This is a genomic window from Lentzea sp. (assembly GCF_035525475.1).
Lineage (GTDB): Bacteria > Actinomycetota > Actinomycetes > Mycobacteriales > Pseudonocardiaceae > Lentzea.
The window spans coordinates 1-22,289 of record NZ_DATLEC010000136.1; the positions used below are offsets into that span (position 1 = coordinate 1).

Genomic DNA, 22,289 nt, shown 5'->3' on the forward strand with positions numbered 1-22,289 from the left:
ACTGGTCGAACAGCTCGTACATCACCCGCCTCAGGTTGCCCTTGGCGGCGTTGGTCCTCGTGGTGGAGTCTTCGATGTCGATCGCGAAGATCACCCGACTTCGGGGTGGTGTAAGAGGTGGGCCGTCCATGCCATCCCCCCGCTGGGATCGCAGCTCGGCCGCGCCGTTCGCGTGCCTGGCTCGCACGCTCAGTTTGAGTGGTAGGTCTCGCGCCCCGCAATTCCCCAGTGCATCCTGGGATTCCCAACTTGGGACCTGGGACAGACCTCGGGGAGGACGGGATCATGACGTCGGTCCAAGGACCAGTCAGACCGCGCAAGCTGCTCGGAGCGGAGCTCCGGAGACTGCGGGAAGAGGCTGGGTTGACGCTGGAGGAACTTGCCGACCTTCTGATGATCTCGAAGTCGAAGCTGTCCAGACTGGAAAATGCCCAGGGCAACCCGACTGCTCGGGACGTGCGTGATTTCATCCGACATTTCGGTATCGAAGGTTCGGTGAAAGCCGAACAGTTCTTGCGCTGGACGAGGGCGGCGAGCAAGAAGGAATGGTGGCACAGCTATCTGCCCGCGATCAAAGGTGGTCTCGATCTCCACGTCGCGATGGAGGCTGAAGCGGCTGTGATCCGGGTGTACACGATTCCTGTGCTTCCGGTTCTGTTGCAGGTCCCTGCGTACACGCGAGCCTTGTACGAGCGGATGGAGCCTTGGCACACGGTCGAGGAGTTTCAGAGGCTTCTCGAGGTGCGGCACAAGCGGCGTCTCGCATTGGAGCACCGCGATGGCATGGCCCGGCTGAAACTCGTGGCGGTGACCCATGAGTCGAGCATCCGGCAGATGGTGGGCAGCTCGGCGATCATGCGCGAGCAGCTCGATCACCTGATCGAGCGGTCAACTTTGTCGAACGTAGAGCTCAGGGTTTTACCTTTCGCGAGCACTCCACCGTTCACCAGCACGTGCATGTGGGCCTACTTCGAGTTCGACGACTCCGAGGGTGATGTGGTCCATGTCGAAACGCACGCGAGCTTCGGCTCGATAGAGACGGCCGAACAGGTTGCCAACTACCGTGCACACCACGACGAGCTGATGCAGAGCTCTCTCAGTCCCGATGAGACGCGGCAACTGATCGAATCCGTGAGGGATGCGGCCTTCGTGGGGTGACCCCTACCCGACACAACGATGAATGTCCGCATGACTCAATCGCACACCGGGGTACGCCAGGAGCTTTCGGTCAAAGGTTTCGTCTTGACGAACGACCGCGAGCTCGGCATGGTCGAGGCGTTTCGCGAGAAGTTCCACCACAGCTACTTCACCGATGAGCACCTCCGCAGCTATCCGAACGACGTGCCGGCTGACAGGCTTCGTGCGCGCGATGTGCTGCGTTACGACCGGTCGGATGGACAAATCGCCGTCTGCGGTCACGATGACATCGGGATCGAGGGGCGTGGTGAACACGCCGGCCGCCGCGAGTTCGTTCGCACCGACCTCGCGGGTGACGAGCACTTCGTCGAATGGGTGAAGGCGATTCTCTCCGTCGTGCCGGAGCGGGAGCAGCAGGCCCGGGGAACCTTCGGTGTCAACCTCTTCCGCACGCGCTCCAAGGTCGTGACCCGCCCGCATCGCGACGGCGAGCAGTTCATCATCGTCTACGTCGTCGACAAGCAGTGCGAAGGCGGCGAAACCAGGCTGCACGACGCTTCCGGCGGCGTCGTCTACCAGGGCACGCTCGAACCGGGCGACCTCATCATCTTCAAGGATTCCGACTTCCTGCACAGCGTGACCGAGCTCGAGGCGAAAGACGGCGAACCCCGCCGAGACGCCCTGGTCTGCACGGTGAACTACCCCGGCACATATCCATTGGCATAGAGGGTTCGGGGCCGGCTCACTGGGGCCGGCCCCACCCCGCACGTGGGGGCTGACCTGATGGCCACGCCCCCGCGGCCACGGCACCGTAGCGATCATGAGATCCCTCCTGATCGCGGCTGTGGTCGCCGTGACCCCCTTACCCCCGCTGAACCCCCAAGCCCTCCAGGCGGCCATCTCCGACCTGGACCACCCCGCGGCCACGTCGGCACAGCTGCGCGTCTCGGGGACGGCCGGCAGGTGGTACGGCACGGCAGGCACCGCGGACCAGTCGCAACGACAGATCCGCCCGGACGACAGGTTCCGGATCGGCAGCGTCACCAAGGTGTTCGTGGCGACGGTGGTGCTGCAGCTGGCCGCCGAACGCAAGATCGACCTCGACGAGCCGGTCCAGCACTACCTCCCTGGCGTGCTCCCACCGAACCTCGAGCCGGTGACCACGGAGCAGTTGCTCAACCACACCAGCGGCATTCCGTCCGAGGTGGACATGCCGGACCTGAGCACACCGGAGAAGGTCCTCGAGCACCGGTACGACCGGTGGGCGCCGGGAGAGCGCGCGGAACACATTCCGGACACCAAGGCCAAGTTCACGCCCGGCACGATGCAGGAGTACCGCGGGATCAACTACGTGCTCGCCGCGATGCTGGTCGAGAAGGTCACCGGCCACGACTACGGCCGGGAGGTCGAGAAGCGGATCGTGTGGCCGCTCGGCCTCGGCAGGACCTACGTGCCGGGTCGCAACGAGACCGCGATCCGCGGGGCGCACGTGCACGGGTACCTCGACGTGCCGGGGCAGGGGCTGGTCGACGTCAGCGACATCAACACGTCCAGGTCCTACGGCGAGGGTGACATGGTCTCCACGACCGGTGACCTCACGACGTTCGCCAAGGCGTTGTTCGGTGGCGAGCTGGTGCCGGAAACCCTGCTGGAGAAGATGTTCACCGTGCCGGACGTGTCCATGGTGGACGGTCGGCCTGCGGCGTACGGGGTCGGGCTGCAGACGTTCACCCTCAACGGTGTCACGGTGTGGGGCAAGACGGGGGAGCAGTACGGCTACAACGCGGGGTTGTTCTCCACTCGGGACCAGCAGCGGCGCATCGCCTACTCGTTCACGCCCACGGCTCGTGACACCGCGCAGCAGCAGATGACGTTGCGGATCGCCAACGCCGCCACGAGCTAATCGCGCAGCTTGATGCCGTACTGCGCCATCTTGCGGTAGATCGTCGCGCGGCCGATGCCCAGTTCGGCGGACGCCTTGGCGATCGTGGCACCCGGCGCGGTCAGGCAGCGCACGATCTCGTCGCGTTCCAGGGGCCTGCGCCCTGCTCAGCCGGTGGCCGCCAGCGCGAAGCCGGTGAGTCTCGGTGCCAGCGCCGAGGCCGCCCACGCCGGCAGCGCGCCGACGTTCGAGACGACCACGCAGGTGTCGTCCTTACCGAAATCCGGGGTCCACGGCCGCAGCCAGCCGCCGACCTCGTCCGGGGCGGGGGTGCGGGCGGTGAGCAGGCGTTCGCGGGGGTGGACCGTGCGGCGGGCGAGGGTCGCCAGCGCCGTCTTGCCCACTCCCGGCCCACCCACGACGGCGACCACGCGGTCCTGGCGCATGACCTCGGCCGCCGTGGTCCACGCCGCCGACAACCGGGGCGGTTCGGTCCTGTCCGCGCAGACGCGGAACACCTCGCCGCGCGGGGGCGGGCGCGCCTTGCGGCCCGTCGCCCTGGCCGGCATCAACGCCGCGGTGGTGCCCGCCGCGGCCTGGGCCGGCGCCAGCAGCAGGTCCGACGACTGCTCGGACCAGGTCGTGAGGTTCACGCTGCCCGCCAGCGCGCCGGACACCGGGTCGAGCACGGGCACCGCCGCACACGTGTACCCGCAGGCCGGTGCAGCAGTGCTCGTCGGCGCGCACCAGTGACGCCGGGCTCACAGCCTGCCACGCGGCGGCCAAGGCGGCGCGGCGGATGCGGCCGGGGGACCGGTGCGTGCTGATCGGCGTCGGCGGCCTCGGGCACATCGGGGGCAGGCCCTGACGGCGGCCGAGGTCGTCGTGGTCGACCGCAATCCCGATGCCGTGGAGCTCGCTTCCTCGATCGACGCCGACCACGTCGTCATCGCGGACGGTTCGCACGTTTCATCCGTTCTCGATCCAACCGGTGGTCACGGTGCGGAAACCGTCATTGATTCGCGGCCGGGATCAACCTCATCGACAATCTCGTGGGGTCCTGCAACAACCTTTGCGAGCTGATGGTGCCGACGGCTCAGGGGAAGGTGGCGCTCCACACGCGGAAGTACCCGCTGGAGTGGTTCCAGGGCGCCCTCGACGACCTGGACAACGGCCGGGTGCGGGGGCACGCGATCCTCACGCCCTGACGTGGCGCAAGCCGCTCGAGCAGTTCCCGCGATGGCCGGTCCACGGTCGGATCGGCCCTCGTCAGCGCGTTCCGGCGGTGCCGTGGGGGAGGGGAGAGGAAGTTGTGATAGAACATTCCACGGACGCTCCTCATGATCGTCGCGACCGGTTCCGCAGCCGCCGTGGTGATGATCACCTTTGAGGAATGGCCGCTTTATCACGTTCGCTCTGAGCAGTCGAGAGACCGGCGTCTTTAGCAAACTGCCGGTGACGGAAAGCAACGCCCGGTCGCACTCCGTCCTGCTCGGACGACTTCGCACGCCCGTGTCACGGGCTCGGTGCAATAGTTGCTACGTTTCTGGTGTTCACTTCGATAAACACCGCTCACGCGCATCTACCTGGGAAAGCGCCGTCCTGTCCACTCGCACAGGACTCAACTCGGGAACGGGGGTGTTGCACAGAGCATCTGACTGAGTACTCTGCTCACACCCCCTCAAGATCATCGCTGTTGATCATGCTCATCGAGCGGTGCTATCTTTCCGTCGCCAATTCGGGTGGTCGTGGAGCGTTGTGAAGCTGAAGAACGTGCCGGACACGAATTACAAGACAATTCGTTCTCGGCTCACTGGTGTCGTGGTGGTTCCCAGCATCGTCCTGTTGGTGATGTGGGCGCTGTTCTCGTCGTACACGGTGTTCGAGGGGCTGTACCTCCAGCTGGTCGCCGCCGGCGTGCGGGACGCCTCCATCCCGGCCGTGCAGTCGCTCGCCTCGGTGCAGAAGGAACGCGAGCTGAGCATGACGAGCCTCAGCAAGCCGGGCTCCGGGACCGCCGCGCTGGTGAAGCAGCAGCAGGAGACCGACGCGGACGTCGCGACGATGAAGACGGCGTTCACCGAGCTCGCGTCCCAGGCGCCGCAGGAGGTCGTCGACGGGATCAACAAGCTCAACGCGCTGCTCGACCAGCTGCCTGAGCAGCGCGAGCGGCTCGAGTCGGGCACGGCGCTCAAGCCGGAGATCTACCGGTACTACAACAGCGTCCTCGACGCCGGTGCCGTGCTGTTCAGCACGCAGGCCCGCATCGTGCCGGACGCCGAGACGGTGCAGAGCGCGCTCGTCGGTTCCCAGTACTTCCTGGCCACCGACTCGATGTCGCGCTCCAGCTCGATCGCCGCCGGCGCGCTGGCGACGGGCAGGTTCACGCCGGAGGAGCACCGCGAGTTCGTCACCCTCGTCGGTGGCTACCGGTCGTACCTCTCCTCCATCGAGCCCTACTCCCTGCCGAACGTGCGCGAGCACTACAAGCAGCTCGTCGGCAGCGCGCAGTGGCAGCAGCTCGTGAACCTCGAGAACCGCCTGCTGCAGAACGCGGAACGGCCGATCGGCAACTCCGTCACCCTGGCCGACTGGGAGTCGGCGAGCCGCGCGGTGTCGGCGGAGTTGACCACGATGGTGCAGGAGCAGTCGACCGGCGCCGTCAACATCGCCATGACCAACGGCGAGAACAAGTTCACCCAGGTGCTGATCGGCAGCCTGATCGCCCTCGTCGCGGTGATCATCGGAATCTTCCTCGCCGTGCGCATCTCCAGCCGGTTGGTCAACAAGGCGTTGATCGTCCGGCTCACCAACCTGAAGAGCGACTCGCTCAAGCTCGCCCACGAGCGGCTGCCGAACATCGTCGAGCGGCTGCGCGAGGGCAAGCACGTCGACGTGGCGACCGAGGTCCCCGCGCTCGACTACGGCAACGACGAGATCGGCCAGGTGGCCGACGCGTTCAACGCCGCGCAGTACACCGCGGTCGCCGCGGCCGTGAAGGAGAGCCAGACGCGTGAGGGCGTGAACCGGGTCTTCCTCGACATCGCCCGCCGCAACCAGGGTCTCGTGCACCGCCAGCTCAAGATCCTCGACAAGCTGGAGCGCGAGGAGGAGAACCCCGACCACCTCGACGCGTTCTTCCAGCTCGACCACCTCGCCACCCGCGCGCGGCGCAACGCCGAGAACCTGATCATCCTGACCGGTGAGCAGCCGGGACGGCAGTGGCGCAAGCCCGTCCGCATGCTCGACGTGGTGCGCGCGGCCGTCGCGGAGACCGAGCAGTACGCCCGCGTCAAGGTGAACCCGGTGCCCGAGGTGGCGCTGGTCGGTGCCGCCGTCGCGGACGCGATCCACCTGATCGCCGAGCTCGTCGACAACGCGACCTCGTTCTCCTCGCCGCGCTCGCAGGTCGAGGTGCACAGCAGCGAGGTGCCGCAGGGCCTCGTGATCGAGATCGAGGACCACGGTCTCGGCATCAAGCCGGAGGACCGCGAGCAGCACAACGAGATGCTGGCCGCCCCGCCGGACTTCGAGGCGATGAGGCTGCGCGGCGAGTCCCGCCTGGGCCTGTTCGTCGTCGCACGGCTGGCCGCCCGCCGCGGCGTCCACGTCGAGCTGCGCGACTGCCCGTCCGGCGGGACGATCGCCCTCGTGCTCATCCCGTCCGACCTGATCGTCGGCGAGGTCGGTGCCGTGGACCCGGCGGAGTCGACGCAGATGCCCAAGCCGACGTTCCGCCAGCAGACGCTGCAGCAGGCCTCGCACCCGACGCTGCAGGGCGACCTGGTGCAGGAGGACTCGTCCAGGCCGACGGAGACCTTCGCCCTGGACGAGTTCTGGGCAGGCGCGGGTGTGGGAAAAGGCCACGGCGCGGTTCAGCCGCGCGAGCCGGAGATCAGCGGTCGTCTCGAGCTGCCGCAGGACGAAGGCCACCAGGCAGCGGCGTGGCCCGCAGACGACCAGGCGGAAGGCGTCGAGACGCGTAAGGACACCAGGCCCGAGCTGCCGCGCAGGAGGCGGCAGCAGCACCTCGTTCCCCAGCTGGCCAACGACGAGGTCCGGCCGATGCCCGACCTCGCGGAGTTCAACGCGGAGGAACGGGCGGAACGAACTCGCGACGGCATGTCGGCCTTCCAGCGGGGCACGCGCAACGCCCGCCAGGCGGACGACGTCGTGGAACCGTGATTTGAACGTGGGACGACTGAACACCGAAAGGGCTACTTCAGTGGACGACAAGACCGGCGGGCACCCCGAGCTCAACTGGCTGCTGGACGACCTCGTCTCCAGAGTGATCGGCGCACGCCACGCCGTGGTTCTGTCCGCGGACGGCCTGCTGCTCGCCCGATCTCCTGAACTGTCCAAGGACGACTCCGATCACCTCTCGGCGATGGCGTCGGCGTTCCAGAGCCTCGCCAGGGGCACCGGACGGCACTTCGGCGGCGGACAGGTCCGGCAGACCATCGTGGAGATGGAGCGCGCTCACCTCTTCGTCACCGCGGCGGGCCAGGGTGCCTGCCTCGCGGTGGTCGGGGACGAGGACGCGGACATGGGCATGATCGCCTACGAGATGAACATGCTGGTGAAGCGGGTGGGCAGCTACCTGTCCTCCGCGCCGAGGACAGCCGCGTCACCGAGGCTCCCCAACGCGCTCGGCCTGTCATGAGCCAGCACTCGGCGGACTGGTGGTACGACGAGGCGGCGGGCCCACTGGTCCGCCCCTACGCGATGACGAGCGGTCGCACCAGACCCAAGCCGGCAGGCGACGAACTGACGCTCACGACCCAGGTCAGGGCTCTCCGCACGACCTCGGACCAGGGCTCGCTGCTCGTGGAGCACCTCGAGATCATCAAGCTGTGCCGGAAACCGCTTTCAGTCGCGGAGGTCGCGGCCTACCTGAACGCGCCGCTGGTCGTCGTGAAGGTGTTGCTGAGCGACCTCATCCAGCGCGGTGACGTCATCACGCGTGACCCGTCGCGGACCGCGGTCCCGATGGACCTGAACCTACTCCAGAAGGTGCTCGATGGTGTCCGTGCAATCTGAGGGGCGGCGCGAGGAACTGCTCGTCCCCTCGTCGGTCAAGATCGTCGTCGCCGGCGGTTTCGGCGTCGGCAAGACCACGATGGTCGGCGCGGTCAGCGAGATCACCCCGCTGCGGACCGAGGAGCTGCTCACCGAGGCCGGCGAGGAGATCGACGACCTCGCCGGCGTCGAGGGCAAGAACACGACCACGGTCGCACTGGACTTCGGGCGCATCACGATCAACCCGGAGCTCGTGCTGTACCTGTTCGGCACGCCGGGCCAGGACCGCTTCTGGTTCATGTGGGACGAGCTGTCCGTCGGCTCGATCGGCGCGGTCGTGCTGGTCGACACCCGCAGGCTCGACGCGGGCTTCGGCGCCATCGACTTCTTCGAGCGCAGGGGCATCCCGTTCGTGGTGGCCGTGAACTGCTTCCAGGGCAGCCACAGCTACACGGCGGACGAGATGCGCCAAGCGCTCGACGTCGCGGACACCGTGCCGCTGGTGCTCTGCGACGCCCGCGACCGCGAGTCGTGCAAGGCCGTGCTGGCCCGCGTGATCGAGCACGCGATGAACCGGCTCGACGCGATGGCCGGCTAGGCAGGACAGGGCGAGGCCGGGCCCCCAGGGCTACCGGCCTCGCGGTGTCTCAGGCCTCGCGAACCTGTTCGAGCCTGCACCGGAACGGCCGCAGCATGACCGGTGCCTCGACCAGCCGGTAGCCGGGAACCCGCTCGGGGTTCTCGGCGATCTTCGCGAGCGTCTCCCCCACGTACTCCAGGTGGCTGCGGGTGTAGACGCGGCGCGGGATCGCCAGGCGCACCAGCTCGAACGGCGCCGGCTTGACCAGCTCGCCGGTCTCGTCGACCTCGCCGAGGTACAGCGATCCCAGTTCGGCGCACCGGATTCCCCCCGCCAGGTACAGCTCCGAGGCGAGTGCGTGACCGGTGAAGCGGCTTGACGGGATGTGCGGCAGGAACCGGGCGGCGTTGAGGTACACGGCGTGCAGGCCCGCGGGCCGGATGCTGTCCACGCCCGCCTGTCGTGCGCATTCGGCGAGGTAGGCGGTGGACTCCGCCCGCTCCCGCAGGTACAGCGGGTCGGTGACCTCCATCAGGCCCTGGGCGCACATGTCGAGATCGCGGCCGGAGAGCCCGCCGTAGGTGCGGAAGCCCTCGGTGGCGATGAGCAGCAGTTCGCACTGCTTGGCCAGATCCGCGTCGTTGAGGGCGAGCATCCCTCCCATGTGGACGATGCCGTCCTTCTTCAGGCTGAGCACGCACCCGTCGGCCAGTGCGAACGCCAGCTTCGCCACATCACGTGGACTGTGGTGGCGGTACTTCTCCTCGCGCTGGGTCACGAGCCACGCGTTCTCCGCGAACCGGGCGGCGTCGAGGATGAACGGCACGCCGTGCTTGCGGCACAACGCGCTCACCGCTTCGAGGTTCGCCATCGACACCGGCTGTCCGCCGCCGCCGTTGTTGGTGATCGTGATGAGCACCATGCCGACGTCCTCGGGCCCGGCCAGGGTCTCCTCCAGGGCGACGAGGTCGATGTCGCCCTTGAACGGCGCCTCGCTGTCGAGGTCCGCCGCGGCGGGCGTCGGGAGGTCGCGGGCCACGGCGCCGACGATCTCCAGGTTCGCGCGGGTGGTGTCGAAGTGCGTGTTGCTGACCGAGATCTGGCCGGGCTTGAGCAGGGCGGTGAACAGGATGCGCTCCGCGGCGCGGCCCTGGTGCACGGGGAAGATGTGCGGGTAGCCGGTCAGGTCCTCCGCCACGTCGCGGAAGCGGAACCACGAGCGGGCGCCGGCGTAGGTCTCGTCGCCGCGCATGCCCGCCGCCTGCTGCTCGGCGGATAACGCACCCGTCCCGGAGTCGCTGAGCAGGTCGATCGTCACGTCGTCGGCGGTGAGGTTGAACTGGTTGTAGCCACCGGCGGCGTACACGCGTTCCCGGTACTCGCGCGTGGTGATGGGAATGGGCTCGACGACCTTGATGCGGTACGGCTCCACGACAACGTTGCCTTTCTCATACAGCTAGAGCGGTGGTGCGCGGAGGCGTCACGTCGTACGCCTCCGAGGACAGGTAGACCGTGACCCCCGGCCGGGGCCTGCCGAGCCGCAGTGACACGTGGGCGATCAGCCCGACACCCTCGCCCAGCGGCCGGCGGACGATGCTCGCCAGCGCCAGCACGAAGGGCTTCGTGTCGAGCCCGCACCGGGTCATCACCGCCAGGACGCGTTCGCACGCCTCCAGGTCGTCCTGCACGTAGTCCCGCACGGGGATGTAGAGCGAGTAGCCGCTCGGTGTGTCGATGTCGCCGGACATGAAGGTGTAGCTCGACATCAGCGGCCGCCGGGTGAACGGGCCGGTGGTGCCGCAGGCGAGCTCGACGACGTCCGCCAGCAGATCCGGATCGACGTCGGGGGCGGCGGAGGCGGCCCTGACCACGTCCGCCACCACGGCGTCGTCGTGGGACACGTAGGTCTTCACGCGCGCCCGGTCGGCGTCCATGAGGTCGAGGGCGAAGAAGGAGAACCGGTCCAGGCCCTCGCGCCGCAGCGCGTGCTCGGCGACGGACGGGTAGGCCGCGCTGAGACCGAGCCGGTCCAGCGCCTCCCGGACGAGTGCGGTCGCGCTCTCACGACCGCGCACGTCGGGGTTGAGGTAGACCTTGATCGCGGGTGCCGCGCCGGGACCGACGATCAGCGAGTACCAGAACGCGAACGCCCCCTGCGGGTCCGGGGGCAGGAACAGGTCGCGCACCAGGTCGAACCGGCCGAGCTGCAGCGCGTGCTCCGCGCTGAACCGGTCGAGCGCGGCGAGCGCGGCGGCGAGGTTCGCCCGGTTGTCCGGACGTTCCGCGAGCGACTCGACGATCATGCGGACGGCCGGCGGTTCGTTTTGGGCCAAAGCCACCGAGAATTCAACGGGCGTGTGGTCGTCGGCGACCTGGGAAGGCCAATGGGGAACCGCGGAGAGTGGCAGCCCGGATCCGGGACCCAATGCCTCTGCCAGCAGTTTCGTCGCGCTTTCCGCGGACTTGGTTAATCCGACGGCACGCAGCAGGTTGTGGAGCTGGCCGAGGGCGAAATCGCGTAATGAGACGACTGGCGCGCTCAAGATGGGGCACTCCTGATCGCCGGGGAATCGGGTGGGGTTCACAATCCGTACGGGGTGGAATGTGAGGTGAATTCTCTCAAGCCACCACATGGGCAGGTCAAGGTCCAAGGGGGTTGCGAGTGACACTCTTCCCTGTGATCAACGTTGCACTGCTTGGCCTATTGACAGGCCCACTCCGCACTGTCCGAGGGTGCAATTGTGTCATTGCATGCACGTGTGCTATGCGTGATCACTTTCGGTTTCGGTGAGTGAGGATCGTGCTGTGAATGGGGTGAGTGGAGTGCGGCCCGAATGGCGCCCGTTTGTCCCGGTGCAAATGAAACGGGGTACATCTGAGTTGACAGATGTACCCCGATATGTGCCAGCTTCCGGTACCGCTCAGTTCAGCGTCTCCGCACACCGGTCCCGGCCGGGACAACTGCGAATCAGCCGCACCTGTGGCGCGGTGTCGATCCGGGACGGCGGGGTCGTCGCGCCGTCAGGCCACTGCACCGAGATCGCGATCGACGACGCGTTGTTGTCGTAGCTCTTCTCCAGCAGCGCGCGGTCGGAGTTCGCGACGTTGACGACGTCGTACACACCGGACCGCACGCGGGTGAGGTCGAGCCACTGGAAGTCGACCTCCTTGCGGTAGTCGTCGCCGGAGCCCACGGAGATCCCGAACATCGTGTCCACAGCGGACGGGTCGTGGTGCCCGCACATGTGGCCGTCCAGGTGCCGGGCGAGCTGCCCGGCCGGCGTGCCGTCGCCGGCGGGCCGGTGGGGGAGGTCGTCGGGGACCCGGTAGCGGTCACCGATGCAGAAGCCGTTCTTGCGGTCGGTCACGACCACGTCGCCGCCGGGGGTGCGCAGCTGGAAGTACTCGAAGTGCAGCAGGTGCCAGTGCTCGTGCGTCGGCGCGGGTTCGTAGTAGGCGCTGGAACGGGTCGTCCGCCGGGCCTCCTCGTAGGTGCGGGCGATCGATCCGTCCACACCGGACTGGATCGCCTGACGCACCTTCATGGTCTCCACGCTCTTGGTGGCGCGGTGCGCGTGCAGCAACAACGGGCCGTCGCCGACGTTGTCGACCGCGGTGGTGAACCGGAGCCGGACCGCGCCTGCCCGTCCGCCGTTGTGCATGCACCTGCCCCGCGGTTCCGACGCGTCGCGCACCAGGCACACGTCCCAGTCGCGGCACGTGCTGGGATCGCCCGCGAACCCGCCGGGGCACCCGATGGGCGCCTGCCTGAGGTCGGGCAGCAGCGGCGCGGGGTCGGCCTGGACCTGCTGGGACGAGACGAGGGTGCTCGCGGTGATCGTCAGCGCCGCGATCACCGCGCCGATTCTGCTGACCATGCGGTGTTCTCCTGGATCGGGGATCTCCTGGCGTCGCGCAGGAGGAGGTCGGTCACGGCGCGGGAGAGCTCGACGCTCGAGTTCCAGCTCGTGACGTTCGGGTAGACGTGGGCCGTGGTGGCGAGCAGCAACGGGGTGCCGGGCACCTCGACGGAGGGCCGCTGGGTCAGGTAGCCGAGCGGGTACACGGGTTCGACGAACGGCGCCTTGAAGACGCGGACCTCGTCGACGTCGTCCGCCGTCAGTCCTGTGTGGATGCTCAGCAGCTGCTCGGTCCACCGCCGCGCGATGCTGCTCTCGTCCTCGCGGTACAGCGCGGACTCGCGGTCGGTGTAGCGCATGACGTACACGAGGTGCCGGTCGCCGTACCGCTCGGAGCCGGCCAGCGGGGTCATCTCGATCACGCCGTCGAAGTCAGTGCCCGAGCGCAGCACCGGCGCCCAGTAGTGCCCGGACAACGGCTTGCGGAGGAAGAACAGCGTGTTGACCACGCCCTGGTACGGCAGCCGCACGTCGGGCAGCCTGCTCGCCAGCTCGTCGTCCGCGATGCTCCTCAGCGTCGGCAGCGGCACGGTGGAGACCGCGCGGCCCGCCTCGAGCACCTCGCCACCGTCCAGCGTGACGGCCACGCGGTCCGGTGTGGCCTCCAGCCGCCGCACGGGAGCCGACGTGCGGACCTCGCCGCCGCCCGCCTCGATGGACGCGCGCAGGGCGTCGATCACGCTCTTGTACCCGCCGGAGGGATAGCCGCGGACGGCCTCGTTGCTCTCCCGCCCGAGCCGCTGCCACACGTACAGGGCGGGCACGTCGCCGAAGGCCGAGCCGAACTTGGCGCCGAACATCGGCGCGAGCAGCAGGCTCCAGATCCTGTCGCCGTACAGGCCGCGCAACCAGTCCTCGGTGCGCACCAGGTCGAGGTCCCTGCCCTGACCGAGCCGGCGCAGCAGCAGGGAGACCACGCCGAACCGGATCCGGTCCACGAGGCTCAGCGGCGTGAACCCCAGGAGGTCCATGGCGGAGTTGAACGACCGGTGGACGCCGTCGACGACCATGCCCATCCTGGTGGGCCGCCAGCCGACGCTCTCCTTCAGCCCCACCTCGTCCAGCAGCGCGAGCAGAGCCGAGTCGGTCGGCATCACGCAGTGGTAGAAGCGTTCGACCCACTGGTCGTGCGAGGAGAAGAACGTCCCGAGGCCGCCCAGCTGGTCGCTCGCCTCGAGCAGCGTCACGGGCAGTCCCGCGCGGACGAGCCGGTGCGCGGTGGCGAGGCCGCAGATGCCCCCGCCGATCACGACGACGCGCTCGGGCATCAGAGCTTCTTGAACGGGACGGGCGTGAGCCGGTCACGCGTGAGCAGCAGCAGGTACTGGCGCAGCGTCCTGCCGAGCTTGAGCTTGCTGGCGCCGGGCTTGCGGTCGTAGCGCAGCTTCAGCGGGATCTCGCTGACGACGGGGCCGCAGTGGCGCAGCTTCATGAGCAGCTCCACCATGCACGCGAACCCGCGCTCCTCGACGAGCCGCTCGCCCCAGTGCGCGGTGGCGCGGTGCAGCAGGCTCGCCCGGTAGGCGCGGAACCCGCTGGTGAAGTCCTGCACGCCGTCGACCTTCAGCGCCCTGCCGAGCACGACGGCGGCGCCGCGGGAGAGCAGCCGGCGGAAGCGCGGCGCCGTCGAGTCGTCGCCGCCCTCGACGAAGCGCGAGCAGATCACGATGTCCGCTCCGGCCACGATCTCCTGCAGCAGCTGGGGGATCACGCCGGGGTCGTGCGTGTCGTCGGCGTCCATGACGACCACGACGTGGTCCGGCTCGGCCACCGCCAGCGCCGCCCGCAGTCCCGACTGGACGGCCTGGCCGAGCCCGAGGTTGACCGGGTGGCGCACCAGCCGGACGTCGAGGCCCCGCACGTCGGCCACGCAGTCGGCCGTGCCGTCCGACGACCCGTCGTCGACCACCCAGACGGTGATCCGCCCGGCGATCCCGACGCCGGCGACGCGCCGCAGCAACCGGGGCAGCGCGGTCGCCTCGTTGTAGGCGGGGAGGACGAGGTGCACGTCGCCGCTGGTGCGGACCGGGTCCTGCGCGAGCGTGGCGCTCTCGGCTGAATGCCGGGTGCCGTGTTCGTCGACTCTCACTCAATGCCCCCTCTTCGGTGGCTCGCGGTTGGTGAGGTGAATTATTGACACGACGTGCTAAAGCTTTTGAGGCGGCCCTGGGCGCGTTCACGCAGTCGGCGCGCTGAAAACTCACCAATTGCGGTCAGCGGGACACTGAAGAGGGAATATTGACACCCGAAGAGATGATTTTTTCCAGCGCACTCACTCTTTCGCGCAAGCGCGCGGTCAAATCTCATTCGATCGGATGATCTTCATGAGGCGATTCTCGGCGGTTGCCGTTCCGGCCGCACCACTCCCGTCACCGGAGGCTGGTCCCAGACGACCGCCGCGGCGCGCCGTTCACACGTCCCAGCGTCGCCAGGACCTGCTCAGCCGGGTGAACGCCGTGGCCGTCCTGCTGGTCGTCGTCGACTGCGCGACGCTCGTGGCGGTGTGCCTGGACGGCGGCGCCGGCCGGCTCTGGAGCGCGGCGGTGGCGGCCGCGGTGCTCACGATCAGGGGAGCGTGGCGGCTCTACCGCAGGCGGCTGTGGCTGTCGTGGCTGCAGGACCTGCCGCGGTCCGCGGCGAGCACGGCGCTGGCGTTCGCGCTGCTCACCGTCATCGGCCTGGTCGTCGGCGCCCCGGCGGCCGGCCTCGCGGCCGCGCAGTGGGCGATGATCATGTTCGCGCTGGTCATCGAGCCGGTCAGGTGGTGCGTGTTCTGGTTCGGCCGGTGGTGCCGCAAGCGGTTCGACCGCTGCGACCGCACGATCGTCGTCGGCGCGGGCCCGCTCGGCGTGAACCTCGCGAACACCATGCTCGAGCACCCCGAGTTCGGCCTGCGGCCCGTCGCGTTCGCCGACTCCGGCCCCGACCCCGACCGCCAGCCGCCGGCGCTGGAGATCGTCGACGGAGACCTGGCCGACGCGATCGTGCGGCTGCGCGCGGGCACCGTCGTGGTCGCCTTCTCGCACACCCGCGAGTCACCGCTGGTGGACGCCGCCATCACCGCCCACCGGATGGGCTGCTCGACGCTCGTCGTGCCCCGGATGTACGAGCTCCACCCGGACGGCCCCGGCGTCGAACGGCTGCGCAGCTACCCGCTGATGCGCCTGGGCACCTCGCCGACCAGCAGGCCCACCTGGTGGGTCAAGCGCGCCGCCGACCTGCTGCTCGCGGCCTTCGCGCTGGTCGTGCTGTCGCCGGTCATCGGCCTGTGCGCGCTCGCCGTGCTGGTCGAGAGCGGCCGGCCGCTGTTCTTCCGTCAGGTCCGCGTCGGCATGGACGACCGCACGTTCGTCCTCTACAAGATCCGCAGCGTCCGGCAGTCCGGGGAGGACGACTCGCAGGTGAAGTGGTCGGTGGTGGGCGACTCGCGGGTCGGTCCCGTCGGCCGGTTCCTGCGCCGCACGTCGCTCGACGAACTGCCCCAGTTGTGGAACGTCCTGCGCGGCGACATGTGCATTGTCGGGCCACGTCCGGAACGACCGGGTTTCGTTCGCGAGTTCTCCGCCATTCACGAGCTATATTGGGCTCGCCATCGCGTTCCGACCGGCCTGACGGGGCTCGCTCAGGTGCACGGGCTGCGAGGTGACACCTCGATCGCCGACAGGTCTCGATACGACAACTACTACATCGCGAATTGGTCGTTGTGGCTCGACCTGAGGATTCTACTGATGACTGCGGGTGAGTTGTGTTGTCGGAGAAATCGCTGATACGTCGATTCGCCGTTGTCGCTCTCGCGCTCCTTTCGAGCGCGTGCACGATCAGCCTCGCCACCGAGCCCGTCGTCACGGGACCGGCGCCGAGGCCGCTGGCGCCGTGCGCCTGGTGGTACGCCATCGGCGACTCGCCGACCGCCTGGGAGATCAAGTCCGCCGCCAAGCACTACGACGTGGTGGTGCTGAACGCGTGGGAGACGGCGCACATGCGCAGGCTCCACGAGCTCAACCCCGAGGTGAAGGTCCTGGTGTACAAGGACTTCTCCAGCGCGCGCAACTACCCGGGAGCGGTCGAGGGCAAGCGCGACGCCCGGTACCTGCCCACCGGCGTCGGGTACTTCGCGGCCGAGAAGGGCCACCCGGAGTGGTTCGCGACCAGCACGAGCGGGCAGCGCATCGAGTGGGGCGGCTACCCGCTGCACTGGCAGATGGCGGTGTGGGACCCGGCCTACCAGAAGGCCTGGGCGGACGCGGTCGTCGGCGAGGTGCTCCGCGAGGGCTGGGACGGCGTGCTGGCGGACAACGACTTCAGCTCGCTCAAGTACTACTCGTCGGCGGTGGTCGCCGGCACCGCCGACACCGCGGCGACGGACCGGTTGCTGCGCGACGGCCTCGACGGCATGCTCGAACTCGTCGGGAACGCCCTGGAGAAGTCCGGGAAGATGCTGGTCCCCAACGTCTCGGAGTCCCAGCTGACACCGGGCCGGTGGGCGGCGCACTCGCGGTACGCGGGTGCGATGGAGGAGAACTTCGGCCTGCGCGGCGACGACGGCACGGGCGAGCTGATCACGTTCCAGGGCAACCAGTTCAAGGAGCAGCGGGCCCAGGCCGCGCTCGGCGAGTCCTGGTTGCTCCTGGTCACGCACACGAAGTCCGACCAGGAGGAACGCGTCGGGTACGCGTCCGCCGCGCTGCTCGCGAGCCCGCACACGTGCTGGACGAGGGCCAGGCCCGACTACAAGAGCCCGTACTGGTCGCTGTACCAGGACGCACGGCTCGGCGAGGCGGTCGAGCCGGCCACCCGCCTGGCCAACGGCATATGGAACCGCCGCTACAGCAACGGCTGGGTGGCCGTGAACCCGACGAAGACCTCGGCTCTGCTCACGCCGCCGGTGGGCCTGCAGACGCTGAAGGGCGAGCAGGTCCCTGCTCAGCTGGACCTGCCGCCCGCGGACGCCGTCGTGCTGGTCAACGCTCCGAAGTGGTGAGTTCGAGGTAGAGGTCGAGGTGGCGCCGCGCGCAGACCTCGGCGGTGAACCGCTCCCGTGCGCGTGCCGCCAGCCTGGCGCCCGTGGCGCCGGGGTCGGGATCGGCGAAGAGGTCCTGCAGCCGCGCGGCGAGCGCGGTCACGTCGCCGGGCCGCGGGCAGTCGTCGCCGGAGACGCCCAGCATGTCCGCCACTCCGCCGGTGTCCGTCGCGACCACGGGCTTGCCCGCGGCCATGGCCTCCGCGACCACGAGCGGCTGCTGTTCCATTGTGGACGGCAGCACGAGCGCGTCGTGCTCCAGCATCAGCTCGGGCACGTCCGACCGGAACCCGAGGAACCGCACGCGGTGGCCGAGGCCCCTCCTCGTGACCCTGCCCTCCGCCTGAATCCTCTGCGGACCGTCGCCGACGACCGTGAGGGTCGCGTCCGGCGGCATCGTGGTCTCCAGCGCGTCCAGCAGGGTGAGCAGACCTTTGCGCTCCACGAGCAGGCCCACGAAGATCAGGCGGCGGACGGGTCCGGCCGGCGGGTCCGTGGCGCCGACCTCGACGCAGTTGTCGATGTGGGTCATGCGGTGCGGCGGCACGTACAGCCTGTCTCGCAGGAACCGCCCCATCTCCCTGGCGGGCACGACCGTCCGGTGCACGACACGGGCGACGGCGGCGTCGGCGGCCAGCACCGCCCGCGTGTACGCCGGAGGCGGGGTCGCGCCACGCACACCGCGGAACCACGGCTCGTCCACGTCGTCGGGCACGCCGTGGTAGGTGTGCACGATCTTGGTGCCGGTGGTCGCGAGGCCCGCGCTCACCAGCCCCGACCGCCGGTCCTGGGCGTGCACGACGTCCGGCCGCCACGCCCTGAGCGCGGCGCGGGCCAGTCGTGCGGCGCGCACGTCCCCCTTGCGCGGGACGAGGATCTCCTCGAAGAACGGGTCGACCAGCTCGGCCCCCCGCCGCGGTCGCGGACCGAAGACGCGCACCTCGGCGTGGTCGGTCTTGGCCAGGGCGGCGGCCAGGCGCACGGTGACGTCCACCGGGCCACCGCTGTCCTGTGTGAGCAGGTAGGCGATCCGTGTCATCGTCGTCCTTCCACCAGCTTCTCGGTGAGGGTCGTGATCTGGGAGGTCATGCGGTCGCGGTCGAACAGCGCCTCGGCGCGGATCCTGCCGCGCTTGCCCTCGGCGGCCGCGAGCTCCGGGTCCGCGAGCCGGAGCGCAATCGCTTGCGCCAGTGCGGTCGTGTCCTGGGGCGGCACCACTTCACCCGCGTCGCCGAGGCTCTGCCGCACGCCTTCGACGTCGAACGCGACCACGGGCCGTCCGCAGGCCATGGCTTCCAGCGGAACCAATGCCATGCCCTCGGCCCGTGACGGCAGGACCACGACATCGGCTTGTGCGTAGAAGTCGGCCGGGGTGTCGCTGTGACCGTGCCAGTGGACGCCGGGGTGGTCCTCGGCTCGGAGGGTCTCGGCCATCGGGCCGTCGCCGACCAGCAGGAGCCGGGCGTCCGGCACGCGGCGCAGCACCAGGGGCCAGGCGGCGAGGAGCAGGTCCTGGCCCTTCTGGTGGGCCAGGCGTCCGACGCAGACCGCGGTCGGGATGTCGTTCTCCCTGGAGCGCGGGACCAGGTGGCGCGTGTCGACGCCGTTGCAGACGACCTCGGCCGGTGCGGTCACCCCCGCTTCGCGACCGGCTTCGAGCTCGTCGTCGCTGACGCACACGAGCAGGTCGGTCCAGCGGGAGGCCTTCGCCTCCCAGAGCCTGCAGACGCGGCCCAGCAGGCCTTCGGCGATGCGGAACGACCAGAGGTGGGGCTGGAACAGCGTCGGGGTGCGGCCGCGCAGGACGAGCCGGGCGAGTCCGGCCTTGGAGCTGTGCAGGTGCACCAGGTCGGGGCTGATCGTGGCGAGCGTCTTGCGGAGTGCGGCGAGTTCCAGCGCGGTGCGGGGGCCGGGGGAGCGCGTGGCGTGCCACGGGTGGACCGGGATGCCGGCCCGGCGCGCCTGCTCGGTGAGCCAGCCCGGTGGGCAGGCGATGCGGGCGTCCCAGCCGCGTTCCCGCTGGGCCCGTGCCAGGGCGAGCACCACGACCGCGACCCCGGCCTCGACCGGCTGCGTCACGTGGACGACTTTCACCCGCGCCCCTCCAGTCCGATGAGGACGGTCCGGTTCAGCGGCAGGACGACGGCGCAGTAGGCGGCGGTCAGCACGAGCCCGGTGACGACGAGGCCCGTGATCGTGGTGCTCGCAGGGAGGGCGCTGTGCACCGCGAGGCTGACGAGCCCGCCCGCGACCACCGTCGTCACGGGCCGGGCGAACCGGGGGAGCGCGAGGCCGTTGCGGGCCAGCACCAGCCAGGTCACCGGGACCAGCAGCCACACCACGGCCACCTGGGTGAGGGCGACCGCTTCGGGGCCGTGCTTCGTCGTGAAGACCAGCGCCGTCAGCAGTGCGGCGAGGTGGGCGGCTTCGAGGGCGAGGTACTGCCGGGCGTGTCCGGCGGCCCTGATCCCCTGGTACCAGACGTGCAGCAGGCTCAGCCCGAAGCCGTAGCCGCAGAGCAGGACCAGGGTCCTGGCCGCGTCCGCCCACTGCTCGCCCAGCACGACGATCCCGTCCGCGGACAGCGCCACGACGACGTACAGGCCGCCGGTCACCACCAGCGTCGCGACGGTGAACCGGTGCAGCGTCGCCGGGAGCTCACGCCTCCGTCCACTTCGGACGAGGTCGGCGCAGGTGGGGAACAGCACACCGCCCAGGACGACCGCGACCATGATGTACGGCACCCAGGCGATCCGGAACGCGAGCGAGTAGCCGCCGACCGCCTCCTGGCCGAGCACGTGCCCGATCGCGAGGTAGTCGATGTTGATCAGCATCACGGCGATGAGGGCGCCGGGCCCGACCACCGCCGTCCACCGCACCGCCTCCGCCGCGCTGTCGCGGTCCCAGCCCGGACGGATGCGTGCTCCCGCGACGGCCGCGAGGACCGGTTGCGCGATCGCCGTGCAGAGCAGGCCGATCACCAACGCCGTGGGGCCGGTTCCGCGCACTGCCAGCGTCACGGTGACCGCGGCTCCGAGGAGCATGCCGCCCGCGTCGGGCAACATGCGGCGCCGGAAGTCGAGTTCGCGGTGCATCAACGCCATCTGGACGCCGCCCGCCGCGGTGAACGGCAGGGTGAGCGCCGCGAGCCGCAGCATCCCGGCGGCCTCGGGCGCGCCGAGCGCGCGGGCGATCGGGTGCGCCGCGATGATCACCGCGGCGGCGAGGACGGCTCCGGCGCCGACGCTCAGGGTGAGGACCGTGCCGGCGAGCCGGAGCGGGTCCCGCTCGGTGCGGCTGACGATGTCGTAGACGCCCATGGCCTGCACGACCTGGCCGATGTTGACCACGGAGACGACGAGGGCGACCGCGCCCAGGTCGGCCTCGGTCAGGAACACCGCGAGCGCCAGGGTCACGACGATCTGGCTGCTCTTGCTCACGAGGTTGACCGCGAAGAGCCAGAGCGAGCCCCGCACCGCCACGTCGGTCATGCGGAGCGCCGGGTGTGTCGCACCGCGAAGACGACGAGCACGACCCAGGCGGCGACGATCGCCAGGCCGTCCAGCGTGACGCTCGCCCTCGTGCCGAACAGGTCCCTCACCGCCGTGTCGACGAAGTACAGGTGGGCGAACGGAACCGCGAGCAGCAGCGCGGCGCACCCGGCCCACCGCCAGTGGCCCTCCTCGCGGCGCCTCCAGCACAGGACCGCCAGCGCGACCAGGGCGGGAACCGCGATCAGCACGTCGCCGGGCTGGTGCACCAGCGCGACCACGATGCCGAGGCACGTCAGGACGTCCGCGACCGCGGACCCGTCGCCGGTCCCGTCGAGCTTGCGGGCGAGGAGCGCGGTCGCCGCGAGAACACCGCACAGCGCCAGGAGTTCGGCGGCAGGAGGCAGCCAGCCGGTCGTGCGGAAGAACACCGCCGGGAGGTCGACGCGTTGCGCCGCCATCGAGTCGACCGCGCCATATCCGGTATGGCTGGCCCACGCGAGGTTGCGGGAGATCACGTCGAGGAACTCGCCGACGCCGCCACCGCGGACCACGAGCAGCGCGGCCACGGGAAGGCTCGCCACGGCGGCGATCGCGGTGCCCCTGAGCGCGACCACCCTGTCGCCCCGCACGAAGAGGACCACCGCCAGCGGCAGCCCGAACTGCGGCTTCAGCCACGCCAGCGCCAGCGCCGCCGACGCCCAGCCGGGGTTCGACGCGCGCAGCAGCAACGCGCCGGCCACGCCGACCGCGATCAACGGGTTGACCTGGCCGATGTACATCTGCGCCTTGCCGACCTGGCTCGTCACCAGCAGCGTGGCGATCACGACCGTGCCGGCGACCAGCGGCAGCCGTGCTCCCCGCGCCGCCATCACGGCGAGACCGACCAGCAGCACCAGGCAGGCCAGCGCGAACGCCACCGCGCCGACCCGGTAGTCCGGCAGCGCGAACGGCAGGTGCAGCACGAGGTGGTAGGGCTGGTAGAGGTTGAAGTTCTGGCGCACCGGCCAGTGGTCGAACATCACGGCGGGGTCGTAGGGGTTGCCGCCGCCCAGGAACTCGCGGATCGGGAAGTACAGCGCGTCCCGGAAGTCCTGCATGCGTTCTTCCGGCAGGGTCGCCTCGGTCGGCAGCGGCACCTCCCACGACGGCCGCAGCGCCCGGAAGGCGCCGGCGGCCCCCACGAGTGCGACGAGCCCTGCCAGGATCGACCTGGCGAGACCGGAGCGGGTGGTCATGG

At 69.6% G+C, this 22,289-nt stretch carries 22 protein-coding genes; 11 read left to right on the top strand and 11 right to left on the bottom strand.

Going from position 1 to position 22,289, the window contains the following annotated elements:
• Positions 1–285: 285 nt before the first annotated feature.
• The 3 genes from VM306_RS22635 (at position 286) to VM306_RS22645 (ending at position 3,040) form a co-directional block, all read left to right on the top strand.
• Positions 286–1,158 (top strand): helix-turn-helix transcriptional regulator, encoded by an 873-nt coding sequence (locus VM306_RS22635; RefSeq protein WP_325518294.1) that lies wholly within the window; start codon positions 286–288, stop codon positions 1,156–1,158.
• Positions 1,159–1,242: 84 nt separating this feature from the next.
• Positions 1,243–1,863, top strand: coding sequence for a 2OG-Fe dioxygenase family protein (locus VM306_RS22640; protein WP_325518296.1), 621 nt, complete (start codon positions 1,243–1,245; stop codon positions 1,861–1,863).
• A 94-nt stretch (positions 1,864–1,957) separates the two neighbouring features.
• Positions 1,958–3,040 carry a serine hydrolase domain-containing protein gene (locus VM306_RS22645; RefSeq protein WP_325518298.1) on the top strand — a complete coding sequence of 361 codons (1,083 nt, stop codon included), beginning with the start codon at positions 1,958–1,960 and terminating at the stop codon, positions 3,038–3,040.
• Here VM306_RS22645 and VM306_RS22650 read toward each other — a convergent pair.
• A complete protein-coding gene (locus VM306_RS22650) occupies positions 3,037–3,153 on the bottom strand; it encodes a helix-turn-helix domain-containing protein (RefSeq protein WP_325518300.1) in 117 nt (38 codons plus the stop codon). The two genes, VM306_RS22645 and VM306_RS22650, sit on opposite strands and share 4 nt — an antisense overlap.
• 33 nt (positions 3,154–3,186) lie before the next feature.
• Entirely contained in the window at positions 3,187–3,714 is a 528-nt protein-coding gene (locus VM306_RS22655; RefSeq protein ID WP_325518302.1) for a hypothetical protein, read from the bottom strand.
• Between the two features lie 26 nt (positions 3,715–3,740).
• Here VM306_RS22655 and VM306_RS22660 point away from each other — a divergent pair, with 26 nt between their 5' ends.
• The 6 genes from VM306_RS22660 (at position 3,741) to VM306_RS22685 (ending at position 8,636) form a co-directional block, all read left to right on the top strand.
• Positions 3,741–3,887: a hypothetical protein gene (locus tag VM306_RS22660; RefSeq protein ID WP_325518304.1), complete on the top strand. Its 147-nt coding sequence runs from the start codon at positions 3,741–3,743 to the stop codon at positions 3,885–3,887.
• Positions 3,888–4,101: 214 nt separating this feature from the next.
• A complete protein-coding gene (locus VM306_RS22665) occupies positions 4,102–4,227 on the top strand; it encodes a hypothetical protein (RefSeq protein ID WP_325518306.1) in 126 nt (41 codons plus the stop codon).
• Between the two features lie 616 nt (positions 4,228–4,843).
• On the top strand, positions 4,844–7,204 hold the full coding sequence (locus VM306_RS22670) for a nitrate- and nitrite sensing domain-containing protein (protein ID WP_325518308.1): 2,361 nt from the start codon (positions 4,844–4,846) through the stop codon (positions 7,202–7,204).
• A 40-nt stretch (positions 7,205–7,244) separates the two neighbouring features.
• Positions 7,245–7,682 carry a roadblock/LC7 domain-containing protein gene (locus tag VM306_RS22675; RefSeq protein WP_090048835.1) on the top strand — a complete coding sequence of 146 codons (438 nt, stop codon included), beginning with the start codon at positions 7,245–7,247 and terminating at the stop codon, positions 7,680–7,682.
• Positions 7,679–8,059 carry a DUF742 domain-containing protein gene (locus VM306_RS22680; protein WP_325518312.1) on the top strand — a complete coding sequence of 127 codons (381 nt, stop codon included), beginning with the start codon at positions 7,679–7,681 and terminating at the stop codon, positions 8,057–8,059. The genes VM306_RS22675 and VM306_RS22680 overlap by 4 nt, the downstream gene beginning before the upstream one ends.
• Entirely contained in the window at positions 8,040–8,636 is a 597-nt protein-coding gene (locus tag VM306_RS22685) for an ATP/GTP-binding protein (RefSeq protein WP_325518314.1), read from the top strand. The genes VM306_RS22680 and VM306_RS22685 overlap by 20 nt, the downstream gene beginning before the upstream one ends.
• 49 nt (positions 8,637–8,685) lie before the next feature.
• Here VM306_RS22685 and VM306_RS22690 read toward each other — a convergent pair whose 3' ends face one another.
• From VM306_RS22690 to VM306_RS22710, 5 genes are all read right to left on the bottom strand, one after another.
• Positions 8,686–10,050, bottom strand: a complete 1,365-nt coding sequence (locus VM306_RS22690) for a tryptophanase (protein WP_325518316.1) — start codon at positions 10,048–10,050, stop codon at positions 8,686–8,688.
• 16 nt (positions 10,051–10,066) lie between these two features.
• On the bottom strand, positions 10,067–11,203 hold the full coding sequence (locus VM306_RS22695; protein ID WP_414672434.1) for a tryptophan dimethylallyltransferase family protein: 1,137 nt from the start codon (positions 11,201–11,203) through the stop codon (positions 10,067–10,069).
• A 336-nt stretch (positions 11,204–11,539) separates the two neighbouring features.
• On the bottom strand, positions 11,540–12,496 hold the full coding sequence (locus VM306_RS22700; RefSeq protein WP_325518318.1) for a lysyl oxidase family protein: 957 nt from the start codon (positions 12,494–12,496) through the stop codon (positions 11,540–11,542).
• A complete protein-coding gene (locus VM306_RS22705) occupies positions 12,472–13,806 on the bottom strand; it encodes an NAD(P)/FAD-dependent oxidoreductase (RefSeq protein WP_325518320.1) in 1,335 nt (444 codons plus the stop codon). The genes VM306_RS22700 and VM306_RS22705 overlap by 25 nt, the downstream gene beginning before the upstream one ends.
• The gene (locus tag VM306_RS22710) at positions 13,806–14,627 is read right to left on the bottom strand and encodes a glycosyltransferase (protein WP_325518323.1); all 822 of its coding nucleotides are present in this window, start codon (positions 14,625–14,627) and stop codon (positions 13,806–13,808) included. Before VM306_RS22710 ends, VM306_RS22705 begins: the two co-directional genes overlap by 1 nt.
• Before the next feature lie 367 nt (positions 14,628–14,994).
• On the opposite strand from VM306_RS22710, the gene VM306_RS22715 reads away from it, so the two are divergent.
• Entirely contained in the window at positions 14,995–16,305 is a 1,311-nt protein-coding gene (locus VM306_RS22715) for a sugar transferase (protein WP_325518325.1), read from the top strand.
• Positions 16,284–17,519 carry a putative glycoside hydrolase family 15 protein gene (locus VM306_RS22720; RefSeq protein WP_414672435.1) on the top strand — a complete coding sequence of 412 codons (1,236 nt, stop codon included), beginning with the start codon at positions 16,284–16,286 and terminating at the stop codon, positions 17,517–17,519. The genes VM306_RS22715 and VM306_RS22720 overlap by 22 nt, the downstream gene beginning before the upstream one ends.
• Here the strand turns inward: VM306_RS22720 and VM306_RS22725 are convergent.
• The 4 genes from VM306_RS22725 to VM306_RS22740 are packed head-to-tail and all read right to left on the bottom strand — an operon-like array spanning position 17,500 to position 22,287.
• The gene (locus VM306_RS22725) at positions 17,500–18,597 is read right to left on the bottom strand and encodes a glycosyltransferase family 4 protein (protein ID WP_325518329.1); all 1,098 of its coding nucleotides are present in this window, start codon (positions 18,595–18,597) and stop codon (positions 17,500–17,502) included. The genes VM306_RS22720 and VM306_RS22725 overlap by 20 nt on opposite strands.
• Positions 18,594–19,652: a glycosyltransferase gene (locus tag VM306_RS22730; protein WP_325518331.1), complete on the bottom strand. Its 1,059-nt coding sequence runs from the start codon at positions 19,650–19,652 to the stop codon at positions 18,594–18,596. The genes VM306_RS22725 and VM306_RS22730 overlap by 4 nt, the downstream gene beginning before the upstream one ends.
• Positions 19,649–21,049 carry an oligosaccharide flippase family protein gene (locus VM306_RS22735; RefSeq protein WP_325518333.1) on the bottom strand — a complete coding sequence of 467 codons (1,401 nt, stop codon included), beginning with the start codon at positions 21,047–21,049 and terminating at the stop codon, positions 19,649–19,651. The genes VM306_RS22730 and VM306_RS22735 overlap by 4 nt, the downstream gene beginning before the upstream one ends.
• Positions 21,046–22,287, bottom strand: a complete 1,242-nt coding sequence (locus VM306_RS22740) for a glycosyltransferase 87 family protein (protein WP_325518382.1) — start codon at positions 22,285–22,287, stop codon at positions 21,046–21,048. The genes VM306_RS22735 and VM306_RS22740 overlap by 4 nt, the downstream gene beginning before the upstream one ends.
• Between the last annotated feature and the right edge of the window lie 2 nt (positions 22,288–22,289).